General features: G+C 37.6%; 12 protein-coding genes. 5 read left to right on the top strand and 7 right to left on the bottom strand.

Annotated features, from left to right (window positions below; translation table 11 throughout):
- Positions 1 to 25 precede the first annotated feature (25 nt).
- The 7 genes from gyrA to dnaA form a co-directional block, all read right to left on the bottom strand.
- Positions 26 to 2,476, bottom strand: coding sequence for a DNA gyrase subunit A (gyrA, locus tag HNQ43_RS02285; protein ID WP_183374376.1), 2,451 nt, complete (start codon positions 2,474 to 2,476; stop codon positions 26 to 28).
- A gap of 9 nt (positions 2,477 to 2,485) precedes the next feature.
- Positions 2,486 to 4,450 (bottom strand): DNA topoisomerase (ATP-hydrolyzing) subunit B, encoded by a 1,965-nt coding sequence (gene gyrB, locus HNQ43_RS02280; RefSeq protein WP_183374374.1) that lies wholly within the window; start codon positions 4,448 to 4,450, stop codon positions 2,486 to 2,488.
- A complete protein-coding gene (gene recF, locus HNQ43_RS02275) occupies positions 4,447 to 5,544 on the bottom strand; it encodes a DNA replication/repair protein RecF (RefSeq protein WP_183374372.1) in 1,098 nt (365 codons plus the stop codon). Before recF ends, gyrB begins: the two co-directional genes overlap by 4 nt.
- Entirely contained in the window at positions 5,541 to 5,744 is a 204-nt protein-coding gene (gene yaaA / locus HNQ43_RS02270; RefSeq protein WP_183374370.1) for a S4 domain-containing protein YaaA, read from the bottom strand. Before yaaA ends, recF begins: the two co-directional genes overlap by 4 nt.
- A 174-nt stretch (positions 5,745 to 5,918) precedes the next feature.
- A complete protein-coding gene (locus HNQ43_RS02265; RefSeq protein ID WP_183374368.1) occupies positions 5,919 to 6,965 on the bottom strand; it encodes an acyltransferase in 1,047 nt (348 codons plus the stop codon).
- Positions 6,966 to 7,044: 79 nt separating this feature from the next.
- Positions 7,045 to 8,166: a DNA polymerase III subunit beta gene (gene dnaN / locus HNQ43_RS02260; RefSeq protein WP_183374366.1), complete on the bottom strand. Its 1,122-nt coding sequence runs from the start codon at positions 8,164 to 8,166 to the stop codon at positions 7,045 to 7,047.
- A gap of 145 nt (positions 8,167 to 8,311) precedes the next feature.
- Positions 8,312 to 9,676: a chromosomal replication initiator protein DnaA gene (dnaA, locus tag HNQ43_RS02255; protein ID WP_183374364.1), complete on the bottom strand. Its 1,365-nt coding sequence runs from the start codon at positions 9,674 to 9,676 to the stop codon at positions 8,312 to 8,314.
- A 454-nt stretch (positions 9,677 to 10,130) separates the two neighbouring features.
- Between dnaA and HNQ43_RS02250 the strand changes: the two genes are divergently transcribed.
- From HNQ43_RS02250 to HNQ43_RS02230, 5 genes are all read left to right on the top strand, one after another.
- Positions 10,131 to 11,354: a peptidoglycan bridge formation glycyltransferase FemA/FemB family protein gene (locus HNQ43_RS02250; RefSeq protein WP_183374362.1), complete on the top strand. Its 1,224-nt coding sequence runs from the start codon at positions 10,131 to 10,133 to the stop codon at positions 11,352 to 11,354.
- Positions 11,355 to 11,445: 91 nt separating this feature from the next.
- A complete protein-coding gene (gene rpmH / locus HNQ43_RS02245) occupies positions 11,446 to 11,580 on the top strand; it encodes a 50S ribosomal protein L34 (RefSeq protein ID WP_022790182.1) in 135 nt (44 codons plus the stop codon).
- Between the two features lie 45 nt (positions 11,581 to 11,625).
- Positions 11,626 to 11,964 (top strand): ribonuclease P protein component, encoded by a 339-nt coding sequence (gene rnpA / locus HNQ43_RS02240; RefSeq protein WP_183374360.1) that lies wholly within the window; start codon positions 11,626 to 11,628, stop codon positions 11,962 to 11,964.
- A 3-nt stretch (positions 11,965 to 11,967) separates the two neighbouring features.
- Entirely contained in the window at positions 11,968 to 12,969 is a 1,002-nt protein-coding gene (locus tag HNQ43_RS02235; protein ID WP_183374358.1) for a YidC/Oxa1 family membrane protein insertase, read from the top strand.
- Positions 12,970 to 12,984: 15 nt separating this feature from the next.
- Positions 12,985 to 13,611: a Jag family protein gene (locus HNQ43_RS02230; protein WP_183374356.1), complete on the top strand. Its 627-nt coding sequence runs from the start codon at positions 12,985 to 12,987 to the stop codon at positions 13,609 to 13,611.
- Positions 13,612 to 13,645 lie beyond the last annotated feature (34 nt).

Here is a 13,645-nt window from a genome sequence, read left to right as displayed (position 1 = left end):
AGGTCTTTATACAGACCTGTTTAGACTATTCTTCTGTTTCTTCCTGATGATCCACTAAGGTTACTTTCGTAACTTTGGAATCTTCCGTCAAATTGATCAATTTAATACCTTGAGTATTTCTTCCATACACGCCAACGCTTTCAAGAGAAATACGAATCATGATGCCTACACTGGATACAATCATCGCATCTTCATCACCATTGACTGCCTGAACACTGACAAGTTTTCCGGTTTTCTCTGTGATATTTAAAGAAGTCACTCCTTTTTTACCGCGCGATGTTAATCGGTAATCCGAAAGTTTGCTTCGTTTTCCAAATCCATTCTCTGAAATGGAAAGAATCGTATCTCCTTCACTGGATAAACAAACACCAATTACTTCACTGCCATCACAATTGAAACCAGATACACCGGCTGCCGTACGTCCCATGATGCGAATTTGATCTTCTTTAAAATGCACAGCTTTTCCGTTAGATCCCGCAATCAAGATCTCATCATTACCGGAAGTTGCTTTGACAAAAGCTAATTCATCATTATCTTTCAGACTGATCGCATTTTTACCGTTGCGGTTGATATTATCAAATTCACGCAGATCCGTACGTTTGGCAATACCGTTCTTTGTCACGAACAATAAGGTTTGAATATGATCATGTTCTTTAGGGATCGGCAATAAAGTTTTTACCGATTCTCCAGGTTCCATGGTCAATAAATTAACAATAGGAAGTCCTTTCGCATTTCGCGAAGCAACAGGAATATGGAAACCTTTCATTCGATAGACTCTTCCTTTATTGGTAAACAAAAGAAGCCAATCATGAGTAGACATAGAGATCATTGTATCAATGGAATCTTCTTCGTTCAGAGTCAAAGATTTGATTCCGCGACCACCGCGATTTTGTGTATGATACGTATCCGTCGGCTGACGCTTGATATAACCCGATTCCGTCAACATGATGATGCTTTCCTCTACTGGAATCAAATCCTCATCTTCCATATTAAAAGATGCATCACTGATCTCTGTTTTTCTTTCATCTCCATATTTTTGATTGATTTCTGTTAAATCATCACGGATGATTTGTAATACACGATTATGATTTGCCAAGATATCTTCCAAATCTGCGATCGTCTTTAGAATTTCCTGATATTCACTTTCAATCTTATCTCTTTCCAATCCTGACAATCTTCTTAACTGCATAGCCAAAATGGCTTTTGCCTGGATTTGAGTCAGACCGAAAGTTTCACAAAGATCTTCCACGAGACCTGCTTCATCTTTTTTACTGGAACGAATCAAATGAATCACTTCATCAATATGATCCATCGCAATACGCAGACCTTCTAAGATATGTGCTCTGTCTTTCGCTTTCTTTAAATCAAATTTTGTTTTCCGTACGATTACATCCACTTGATGATCTAGATAGTCATTCAAGATTTCTTTTAATGATAGTTGTTTTGGCCGACCGCCTTCCAAAGCCAGCATATTGATTCCAAAACTGGTCTGTAAAGGAGTTAAACGGAAAAGCTGATTTAAAATCACTTCTTCCTGAACATCTTTTTTCAATTCCAGAACGATACGGATTCCCTCACGATTACTTTCATCATTCAGATAAGTAACTCCCTGGATTTCTTTATCGCGAATCAGATCCGCCATTTTCTTGATGAGATTCAATTTATTGACTTGATATGGAATTTCATAAAAGATAATTCGTTTTTTCCCATTTTCTAAATCTTCAATTCGATATTTGGAACGAATCAAGATCGATCCTCGACCTGTTTCGTATGCTTGTCGAATTCCTTTTCGGCCTAGAATGATCCCGCCGGTTGGGAAATCTGGTCCCTTGATCACTTCCATCAATTCCGGAACGGTGATATCAGGATCATCCATGATCTTAAAAATGGCCTGAATCGTCTCTCCAAGATTATGAGGAGGAATGTTGGTAGCCATACCTACCGCAATTCCTACAGATCCATTGATCAATAAGTTAGGAATACGGCTAGGTAAAACAACCGGTTCGCTTTCTTCTCCATCGTAGTTTGGAATAAAATCTACCGTATCTTTATTGATATCTCGCATCATCTCCATTGAGATCTTTGACATACGAGCTTCGGTATAACGCATCGCAGCTGCGCCATCACCATCCAAAGAGCCGAAATTTCCATGGCCATCCACTAACGGATAACGATAAGAGAAATCCTGGGCCATACGAACCATCGCATCATAGACTGCAGTATCTCCATGAGGATGGTACTTACCAATCACTTCACCAACGATACGAGCACTTTTTTTATGTGCCACACCGCTGGTGATACCCAACATATTCATCGCATGCAAGATTCTTCGGTGAACCGGTTTCATTCCATCACGAACATCTGGTAAAGCTCTTTGTACGATAACCGACATCGAATAATCCAAAAATGCTTCGCGCATCTCTTTGGAGATTTCAACATCTTCGATCGTATCGTAATTTTTCTTTTCTTCTTCCATGGAAACCTCCTAGTAATCTAAATTCGCATAAACAGCATTTTCTTGGATAAATTCACGACGAGGATCCACATCTTCTCCCATCAGCATCGAAAAAACATTGTCTGCTTCCAGCGCATCATCGATCGTTACACGTTTTAAAATACGGTGTTCTGGATCCATTGTAGTTTCCCAAAGCTGTTCGGCATCCATCTCACCCAATCCTTTGTAACGCTGTACTTTATATCCATCTTTAAATTCTTCACGCAGCTTATCCATCTCTTGTTCCTTATAGGCATAAGCGACTTTTTTTCCTTTTTGAACTTTATATAAAGGAGGCTGAGCAATATAAACATACCCGTTTTCAATAACAGGACGCATAAAGCGATACAAAAACGTCAACATCAATGTACAAATATGACTGCCGTCCACATCGGCATCGGTCATGATCACGATCTTGTGATAACGAAGATTATCCAGATTGACTTCATCCTGGATACCGCAGCCAAAGGCTGTGATCATAGAACGAATCTCTTGATTTTCAAAAATTCGATGTTGGCGAGCTTTTTCGACATTTAAAATCTTACCTCGCAAAGGAAGGATAGCCTGTGTCTTGGCATTTCTTCCTTGTTTGGCACTTCCTCCGGCAGAATCTCCCTCGACAATAAAAATCTCGCATTCACTGGCATCTTTACTGGAACAATCCGTTAATTTTCCCGGAAGAGAACTGATGCCGTCTAAAGCGCTTTTTCTACGTGTCAGTTCACGGGCTTTTTTAGCTGCCAAACGGGCTTTAGAAGCAACAATGGCTTTTTCCACGATAGCCTTGGCATCTTGAGGATTTTCCAAGAAGAAGCGTTTGATCTGTTCTCCGGCAATATTGGAAACAATCTTACGGACTTCACTATTTCCTAATTTAGTTTTGGTTTGTCCTTCATATTGCGGATCCGGATGTTTAATCGAAATAATGGCCACTAAACCTTCTTTTACATCATCTTGAGATAAAGATTCTTCTTTTTTGATCAAATTATTTTCTCGCGCATAGGCATTGATGACACGCGTTAAAGCCATACGGAAACCATCTTCATGGAATCCGCCTTCCTGCGTATGAATATTATTGCAGAAGGAATAAATGTTGCTTTGATAACCATCGTTATACTGCAGTGCAACTTCGGCCAAAATCTGATCTTGCAGACCATCGACATAGATGACCTTATCGCCTAAAGTCTTCTTTCCTTTATTTAAATACTGCACGTATTCAATTATTCCACCATCGTATTTATAATTGACACTTTGCCCTTCTTCTTCTCGTTCATCTTTTAAAGTCAGGCGAATATCCTTATTTAAGAAGGCAAGCTGACGCAAACGTTTATTCAAGGTTTCAAAATCATAGATCGTTGTTTCTTTAAAAATTTCCGGATCTGCCTTAAAACGAACCAATGTTCCAGATTCCTCGGTTTGACCGATGACCTTTAAAGGTTCTACTGCCTGGCCTCCATTTTCAAAACGAATAAAGTAAACTTGCCCGTTTTGATAAACCGTTACTTCCAGCCATTCACTCAACGCATTCACAACACTGGCCCCGACACCGTGCAGACCACCGGAGACTTTATAAGCACCGCCTCCGAATTTTCCGCCGGCATGCAAAACTGTCATTATCGTTTCAACGGCACTGATTCCGGTTTTTTCATGAATTCCAACCGGCATACCTCGTCCATTATCACGAACCGAGATCACATTGTCCTTTTCAATCACAACATCAATTTGATTCGCATATCCGGCCAGCGCTTCATCGATTCCATTATCCACAATTTCCCAAACCAAATGATGAAGACCTCTGGCACTTGTAGAACCGATATACATACCCGGACGAAGACGAACAGCTTCAAGTCCTTCCAAGACTTGAATATCATCTGCAGTATAAGAATGATCGACATGAGTCGCTTCATTTTCCAACTCTTCAAACTCAATGACTTGTTGTTCCTGTTCTGTTTTCATCGACTTTCCTCCTTACAATGACCCTGTATAATTTCATAATATCGAACATCTTTATTTTGAAATAAAGACCGATCCAGCTTATCTGTAGAACTGATAAAAACCTGCATTGATTCCGGCAAAATCGAAATCAGCTGACGCGAACGAGAAACATCCAATTCACTGAACACATCATCCAATAATAAAACCGGATATTCTTTCTGCTTTTCATAAATAATCTGACAAAGAGCCAGTTTCATAGATAAAACCAGACTGCGCTTTTGTCCCTGACTGGCGATATCCTTGATTGATATGCCATTCATATGAAAATCAATATCATCCTTATGGATTCCTACTTGAGTTTGATGTGTCAATCGATCACGTTTTTCATGTTTTTGATACGCCTGACGAATAGAATCTTCTAAATTTTCATCCATCGGTACAAAAGTTATATATTTTGCATCGATATCTTCTTTTTCCTTGGAAAAGAAATGAAAAAACTTTTGAGTCTTTTCCATTAATTCTTTCAAATACTGCTCTCTTTGCGATAAGATTACCACCTGATCTTTGATCATTTGATTCGTCAATGTCTGCAAAAGAATCGGATCAAATCGATCATTTTTTAAAATCGCATTGCGCTGTCTTAAAAGCTTTTGATATCGATTCAATGTGAAAGTATAAACTCTCGACAATTTGATCAATTCCATATCAATGAAACGACGTCGCATTTTAGGACTTTGTTGAAAAAGCATCAAATCGTCGGGACAAAATAAAACGGCATTCAAGATTCCAATAAAATCAGAATACTTTTTAACCGGTTCATTCCATCGATACAGATGTTTCTTTTCAGGCATCAGTACGACTTTTAGATCCTCTTTGCGCCTCATGGTTTCAATCCGGGCATCCATATGAAAAAAACTCTGACCATGTGTGATCATCTGTGCCTGATTTTGTGTTCGAAAAGAGCGTAAATGACTTAAATAATAAATCGCTTCGATCAAATTCGTTTTCCCTTGTGCATTTTTTCCATGCAGAACATGAATTCCTTGAGAAGAAAAACGACAAGTTAGATCTGAATAATTTCGAAAGTTACGCAATCGCAAAAAAGACAGATTCATCGAATCAATATCCTTGTATCATAAAAAGATACGACATCGTCCCGGTAAAGCTTTCTTCCTCGTCTTGTCTCTCTTTGACCATTGACTAAGATTTCTTCATTCATCAAGAATGCTTTGATCTGCCCACCGCTGTCAATCACGTCGCATGCTTTTAATAACTGCTGAAGAGTAATGTATTCTCCTTTTAAATCAAAGACCATAAACAACCCTCTTTTCGCTCCTAAATTATAGCACATTTCCAACTTTTTGACCAATATTCAAAATAAGCGATCTTTCTGTTTCTTAAAATCAAAATAAAAGGCTCTTAAATGAGCCCTGTGCAACATTTTTAAATTTATGAATGGTATTTGATATCCAACGCAGAAATATGCGCTCTAAAACAAACTTTTCACTTTAGGGATCCGTTTGAGAAACTGAACCAGGATCCCGCAGACAAGAAAGCTGCAAATACACCAGAGAACCGAGGAGAAAAAACCGCCTACCCAAGGAATCATAGATTGGTCAAATCCATCAAAGAAGAGTTTTCGAAAGAAAGGGTCCCAAAGATAGACTCCATAAGTAACTGATCCCAATAATACGATCTTTTGCGAAATCCAAGCAGGAATAACAGCTTCATAATGTACAAAGAAAGATTTAATCAAGATAAATGCCGATAAAGCGCTGACATAATCAAAGAGTTCTAAATATTCATCGCTGAATCCTTCCTGGTTTCCTATCCATATCGTAAAGAACATGGAAATCAAAATGCCTAGCAAGGAAAGACATCCCAATCCTGCCAATGTTCTTTTGTGGATCGATTCGATATGAATCTTACGATCGATATAATATCCCATCAAAGGATAGAAAATCTCTTTGATGGTACTAAAAGGAATTCGAAATGCCCATGTAAATTCAAAACTTTGTCCTAAATAGGTAGGAACAAACCATTGCAGAAGAGGTTCAATCGTAGAAAACACGAAATGGATAAACAAGATCAATATAAAATCATTTTTAGTCATCTTTTGAGCAATTCGATGCAGTAAAGGCATCATAACCAGAAAGCCTAAATAAGAATAAAGATACCAGTAGGAACGATCAATACCATTTTCAAAAACACCAAGACAATAATCTTGCAGATCAAACACAAATTGATTTTCTGCCAAATAAACCAAAAAATTGAAAATCAAAATAGCCAGAATGATTTTGATCATTCGTTTTCGAAAAATCTCACGGTATCCTTCTTCGCGATTCAACAACAAACTTCCGGAGATCATCAAAAATAAAGGTACATTGATCTTCGCAATCAGAGTAAAAAACAAATGTCCAATGACATTGGAAGTATCTTGAAGATAATAGTCAAACGCCGGGACATGTTGAAAAAGCACCAGAAAGATTGCCAAGATCCTTAAAGCTTCGATATAGGTCTTTTTTCGTTTTATCATTCTCTCACCAACGTCTTATTATACTGCTTATACCCTAAAAGAAAAGAACACATTTTCCGAAGAAAATATGTTCCATTGCTTAGTCATAGCTGCGAATAGGTACAACGATCATCAAAACGGAAGAATCTTCCGGGTTGGAGATACGAATTGGTTTCATATAACCAGAAAATTCCAGTTTGACCTTTTCTCCATGGAGAGCACGAATCGCATCCAACATATAACTTCCATTACAAGACAAAGTCAGGTCCTGTCCGGTATAAGTACAATCAGTCAAAATTTCATCCGAGTTTCCAATTTCGACTGAACTTGTCTTAATGCGGCAAATCTCTGGAGTACATTCCAATTTGATTTGGTGGATCTTTTCATTTCGAATAAAGTTTGTACGATCGATTACACTATCTAATTCCGTGGCACTGACTTCCATCACAGCCACACTTTCCTTTGGAATGATGCGTTCTACATCCGGGAAAGTTCCATCGATCAAACGTGTCTGGATGATTGTTTTATCCAATAAGAATTGAGCTTTCTTATGATCGACAAAGATTTGAATATCCATATCATCTTCTTCCAGACTGCGAGTAACTTCAATCAGGCTTTTAGAAGGGATCGTAATATTAAAATCGTGCAGATCATCAAATGAGAGAACTTTTCTGGCCAATCGATATGAATCCGTAGCACTGCAGTATAAAATACCTTGACGGGCATGGAAATTTACACCAGTCAAAACAGGTCTTTGATCTTTGTCCGAACAAGCAAAAGATGTCTGAGCAACACATTCCTTTAAATCTTTAGCTTTCATAGTAAAAGAATAAGAAGGGGCCGAAAAATCAATCGAAGGATATTCTTGCGCCTGGATCCCATTGAGCTGGAACTGACCATTGACACTGGATAAACGCACAAGAGAGTGATCGATGCATTCCATTTCAATCATCGTGCAATCCAGTTTTCGGACAATTTCTAATAAATATTTCGCTTCAATTACAATAGAACCCGTTTCGTGGATCTGTAATTGATTGAGTTCACCAGATAAGATCGTTGTACGAATGGAAATGTTGGAATTGCTTCCGGTCAAAATAATTTGATTGGCATCTACCTGAATACAAATTCCCGATAGAGCAGGAATCGGACTAAATGAACTGATAGCTCGAGAAACAAGGCTTAACTTTTCATACAAAAATTTTCGATCAATAGAAAAATGCATAATGACAACTCCTTTTTATAATATTTTCTTTATAAGTAATAATAATAACCTGTGGATTTGTGGATAAATATTAAAATAGATCTAAAAATATCCATCTTTTCATTGTTTTTTTTACTGGGGATTGATGGGGGAAAAGTGAGGAAAACTAATTCTTTTCTAAGAGTGTTTTGATCTTTTCCACTGCCGTTTTAAAATTCGGATCCGTCTTGATCAGCATCTGCGCTCTTTCATACGAGCTGGAGATCGTTGTATGATCGCGGTTTCCCAGTTCTTGTCCAATCGAAACATAAGCTTTATGCAACAGTTCACGACTGAGATAGATGAAGACTTGTCTGGCGTTCATTAACTTTTTTTGCCGTGATTTTCCCTCAATATCACTGTAAGTCAATCCGTAAAACCGTGTAACAGCCTTTTTGATCTTCTTGATCGTCAATTCTGATCTTTCCGAAACAATCGGTTCTTTCATCAAGATCCTTTGGGCAAAATCTAAATCGATGATTTCCGGATTTTCTAAAGTCGCATTGAAGATCAGCTTATTCAAGCTTCCTTCCAGATTGCGAACATCGTTACTGAATTTATTTGCCAGATAATCTAAAACATCTTCATCGATCAAACAAGCCTCTTCATTTCCTTCCAGTTTTTTCTTTAAAATAGCTTTGCTGGTATCGAATTCTGGTTTGACGATATTGACAGCCAATCCGGATGAGAAACGAGAAACCAGACGATTGGGAAGATTTTTTAATTCTGAAGGATGCGTATCGGAAGTGATCACGATTTGCGCATTTCTGCGAATCAATTCATTATAAACTGTAAAAAATACTTCCTGACTGGAAGAAGACTGCAGATTTTGAATATCATCGATCAAAAAATAATCGTTTTCAACCAGTTGAGATTTGACCAGTTCAACGGCATTTCCGTGCACGCTTCGGGCTTTCATCGCATCTAATAAAATAGATACCAGATCTCCACTGTAAGAATAAAAGACTTTTGTTTCTGGTTTTTCCTTTTTTAAGTAATTTCCAATCGCATGTAACAAGTGCGTTTTTCCCAATCCGGAATTTCCGTATATCATGATCGGGTTAAATAGATGATTTTTCTGGGTACAACACGATAAACAAGCTGCATAAGCTTCGGCGTTGGAGTTACCTTCAATAAAATTCTCAAAAGTATAGTCTTCATTAAAGTCGGTCTTCATTAAATTGGCCGTGCGTGTTTGAAGCTGTACTTCAGGGATCAGTTTTTTGGCATCTTGTTTTGAAATAAACTGAACTGATACACTTTCATTTAATATTTCCTGCAAGGTCGATTGGATCAATTGAATCCCTTCGCTAGTATTTAAAATATTCAAAGTGATCATCGTTGGATAGATGATATAAGCCTTACCATTTTCAATTTTAAACAGTTCTGTTTTTGAGATCCAGGAATCGAATGTTTCTTTGTCATAATAATGGGATTTTTGGATCAAAGATAAAGTCCGTTGCCAAAGATCAGGATAAGCATGCGGTTCCATTGATATCTCCTCCCTTACGCAAAAGTATTATACACGAATTATTTATGAATTATAAGGTATAAGAGAATTTGAAAAAATGGGGAAAACTCATAATTATCCCCAAAAAATTGAATAGTTTTCCACAATTTTAAAAACAAACTTTTCCCCAATGTGGAAAACTTAAAAGATTGGGGAAAAACGATGGGGAAAACTGAATGATATCCTCTTTGTTTTAATCTTATATTTATCGATGAAATAGGGGTTTTAATAATTTTTCCCCAGCCTTTTGAAAATAATGGATTTTCAAAGGGAATAAATAGGGGATAAAACAAAAGAAAGCGGGGAAAAAATCATAATGGAAAGTTTAAATCAATAAGTTTTCCCCCTATTTAAATTCAAAGAGAAATGGGGATAAAAAGATTGAGATTTCTTTTTGGTTTGATACAATACTAGGGAAAAAAGGGGGCTTTGATCTATGAGTATTTATCATTTTGAGATCAATATCCAAAAAGAAGATTATAACAAATTTGTGGAAAATCATCCTTATTGTAACCTTCTCCAAAGTTATCAATGGGCGGATGTCAAAAAAAATTGGGACCACCTTCATACAGGGGTCTATGATGAAAATCATCAACTGGTTGCGGCCGGTTTGGTTCTGATTAAATCTTTACCTTTTGGATTTACAATGTTTTATCTGCCAAGAGGACCCATTTTGGATTACAAAAATAAACCTTTATTAAAGTATTATTTTTCAGAATTAAAAAGAATCGCCAAGAAGAGACATTGTTTATTTATTAAATTTGATCCGGAAATCCATATGCGTGATTATGATTTTGGAACAGAGCAACCGGAAATGGATCCGGAATCGATGAAGATTCTTGATAATATTCAATCTGTCGGTGCCTTCCATCATGGATTTACAACATATATTGCGGAAACAGCACAAGCTCGTTTCCATATGGGAGTTCGTAAAAATGATGATATGGATCATCATGTTCCGCGTTCCACTTTACGCAGTAAAAATGTGGCCATACGAAAACATGTACATGTTGATTTAGTTGACCGGTCTGGATTGGATGAGTTTGCGAAAGTCATGCATATGACTGAACAAAGAAAAAATGTGCAGTTAAGAAATGAAGAATATTTTAAATTGTTAATGGAAACTTATCCGGACACAACTTATTTATTTTTAGCAAGTGTGGATCCGCAAGATCGCAAATCTGAACTTGAAGAGACAATAAAAAATAATCAAGAGAAGCTCGATTCAGAAGAATTGGGAAATAAGGCACGCAAAAAAGCAAATCAGGAAATTCAACAAGCGCAACAAGAATTAGATTCCATGAAAGAGATTTTGGATAAATATCAGGGACCTCAAGTAATTGCCGGAGGTTTGATGATCGGCTATGGAAAAACAGTAGAAATGTTATATGCGGGCATGAATGAAGATTTTCGAACCTTCCGTCCTCAATATTTAACGTATATGACTCAGTTCTCTTATGCATTTGAACATGGATATGACTATGTGACGATGGGGGGAGTCGAAGGAACGTTGAAAGATGGTCTTTCTGTCTATAAATCGAATTTCAATCCTGTTGTGAATGAATTTATTGGAGAATTTGATTTACCAGTCAATAAACTTTTATTTAAACCGGCTCAAAAAGCGTATGAAATGTTAAAAAAGCGAAATTCAAGCGATTAATTGGTTGACTTGAATAAAGGGGCTTGTTATAATTGTCAAGCAATCTTATTTGAAAACAAGGTAAATTTGAAGACTGTGGGGTGACTCAAAAATGAAGAGAACATATCAGCCAAGTAAGAGAAAACACCAAAAAACTCATGGTTTCCGTGCTCGTATGGCAACCGTTGGTGGACGTAACGTACTGGCTCGTAGAAGAGCAAAGGGAAGAAAGGTACTATCCGCTTAGAAATCACCAACCTTGGTGATTTTTTTGTCTTGATGGGAGGATTTCATGAAAAAGCCGTTTCGAGTTTGTAAAAATTATGAATTCTCTGCGATCATTGGACAAAAGAAGTCGGTTGCTTCGAACAGTTTCGTCTGTTATTTTCAGAAACGAAAAGAAGAACATGCTCGTGTAGGAATCAGTGTAGGAAAAAAATTAGGAAATGCCGTTTGCCGAAATAAAGTAAAACGGCAAGTCCGTTCTATGGTCGATCACCTTTTTAGTTTTAACGAAGAATACGATCTGATCATTATTGTTCGTCCTCGCTACCACCTGCAAGATTTTGCGCAAAATGAAAAAGAACTTGCGACCAACAAAGTTCGGATAGAAAAGAAAATGAAGAGGTAAAACATGGCCAATCTATTAAAAGGAAAGATGAAGATCTTGTTTCTTTGTCTGTTTGTGTTGTTGACATGTACGGCTTGTTCCAGTCCCCGTGCTACGGATGGAAAGCTAAAAGTCGATCAGATCATTTCTTCAGAAAAAGTAGAAATCAGAAAAGATCTTGTCAACGTAACCGATATTGAAAATGAGGATCTGAAAGAAGAATATGCGAAATATGATGACAATGATTTGATCACGATTGAACCCATGACTTTTGGAGAAGCGTTCTCCTCAGGCTGGTTTACAGGGTTGATCGTATGGCCTTTGGCACAATTGATCAATATCATCGCATCTTTTACCGATGCCGGATGGGGAATCATCCTGACAACAATTTTGATTCAGGGCGTTGTTTTCTTATTCACTAAGAAATCACAGATGTCCTCGCAGCGCATGCAGGAAATTCAACCGGAAATGCAGCGAATCCAAAATAAATATGCAGGGAAAACCGATGACCATTCGCGTTTGATGATGGCTCAAGAAACACAGAAGCTATATCAGAAATATGATATTCATCCATTTGGTACGCTCTTGGTGACTTTGATCCAGTTGCCGATCATGATGGGTGTGTACTATGCGATGACGCGCGCCAGCAGCGTTGTGTTGGGAAGTTTTATGGGAATCAGCTTGTCGCAGACTCCTTTATATGGTTTCCAACATCTTGAAATTGCATATATCATCATTTATGTTTTGATGATTATCTGTTCTTTGGTTTCTTTGAAGATGCCGCAAATTTTAAAGAAACGTCAGGATAAGATTGATCATGTGAAGAAAAAAGAATATTTGGATACAAAAAATAATGCCATGAACAGTATGAATACAACAATGTATTTCTCAACTGGTCTTATTGCGATTCTTTACATTTCCTGGCCAATCGCCATGGCATTCTATTGGTTAGTTTCTTCTTTGACGAGAATGTGCTTCAGTGTTTTCTTACACTCTATGATCGTAAAGCAGAAAAAAGCGTCGTAAGAGGAGGAAACGAGCATGGAATTCAAACACTATACAGAAAAAACATTGGATGAAGCTTTAAAGAAAGCAGCTCAAGATAAAGGAGTGTCCGTGGAAGAGCTTCACTATACGATCGTAGAAGAAAAAAGCGGATTTTTAGGTGTCGGTAAATCTGTAGAAATCGAAGTCTATTGCGAAAAAGATGTTGAAAACTTCTTGATTTCCTACATCCAACAATATTTTGACAACGCGCAGCTGGACGGAACTGTAACGCTTGAAAATGATCACGGTTTTTATCGCATCACGGTAGATACTTCAAATAATGGTATCATGATCGGTAAAGGCGGCAAGTCTTTGCAGTCTTTCAATCGTTTGGTCAAGGCAGCAGCCAGTGCAGAATTCAAAAAGCGTGTCGGTGTTTTGATCGATGTCAATGGCTACAAAGAAGATCGTTATGAAAAGATCACTCGTATGGCCATCCGTGTTGCTAAAGATGTGCGCCGTACAAAGATCGATGCCTCGCTGGATCCAATGCCGGCTGATGAACGTAAAGCGATTCACAATGCTTTAGCCAATATGGAAAATATTTCGACACAATCCAAAGGAGAAGGATCACAACGTCATTTGTGCATCTTATATTCTCCAGGAAAAGAAGTAGAATAAAAACGGGAAGTTTTCCCGTTTTTTTTGAAAGGAA

The organism is Faecalicoccus acidiformans (assembly GCF_014202635.1).
Classification (GTDB): Bacteria; Bacillota_I; Bacilli_A; order Erysipelotrichales; family Erysipelotrichaceae; genus Faecalicoccus; species Faecalicoccus acidiformans.
Note: the sequence above shows the minus strand (reverse complement) of the source record. Positions and strands in the feature narration are given on the sequence as shown.

Excerpts from the sequence above, each read along its gene's own strand:
- gyrA (WP_183374376.1), bottom strand. The coding sequence starts at position 2,476 with ATGGAAGAAGAAAAGAAAAATTACGATACGATCGAAGATGTTGAAATC.
- gyrB (WP_183374374.1), bottom strand. The coding sequence starts at position 4,450 with ATGAAAACAGAACAGGAACAACAAGTCATTGAGTTTGAAGAGTTGGAA.
- recF (WP_183374372.1), bottom strand. The coding sequence starts at position 5,544 with ATGAATCTGTCTTTTTTGCGATTGCGTAACTTTCGAAATTATTCAGAT.
- yaaA (WP_183374370.1), bottom strand. The coding sequence starts at position 5,744 with ATGGTCTTTGATTTAAAAGGAGAATACATTACTCTTCAGCAGTTATTA.
- HNQ43_RS02265 (WP_183374368.1), bottom strand. The coding sequence starts at position 6,965 with ATGATAAAACGAAAAAAGACCTATATCGAAGCTTTAAGGATCTTGGCA.
- dnaN (WP_183374366.1), bottom strand. The coding sequence starts at position 8,166 with ATGCATTTTTCTATTGATCGAAAATTTTTGTATGAAAAGTTAAGCCTT.
- dnaA (WP_183374364.1), bottom strand. The coding sequence starts at position 9,676 with ATGGAACCGCATGCTTATCCTGATCTTTGGCAACGGACTTTATCTTTG.
- HNQ43_RS02250 (WP_183374362.1), top strand. The coding sequence starts at position 10,131 with ATGAGTATTTATCATTTTGAGATCAATATCCAAAAAGAAGATTATAAC.
- rpmH (WP_022790182.1), top strand. The coding sequence starts at position 11,446 with ATGAAGAGAACATATCAGCCAAGTAAGAGAAAACACCAAAAAACTCAT.
- rnpA (WP_183374360.1), top strand. The coding sequence starts at position 11,626 with ATGAAAAAGCCGTTTCGAGTTTGTAAAAATTATGAATTCTCTGCGATC.
- HNQ43_RS02235 (WP_183374358.1), top strand. The coding sequence starts at position 11,968 with ATGGCCAATCTATTAAAAGGAAAGATGAAGATCTTGTTTCTTTGTCTG.
- HNQ43_RS02230 (WP_183374356.1), top strand. The coding sequence starts at position 12,985 with ATGGAATTCAAACACTATACAGAAAAAACATTGGATGAAGCTTTAAAG.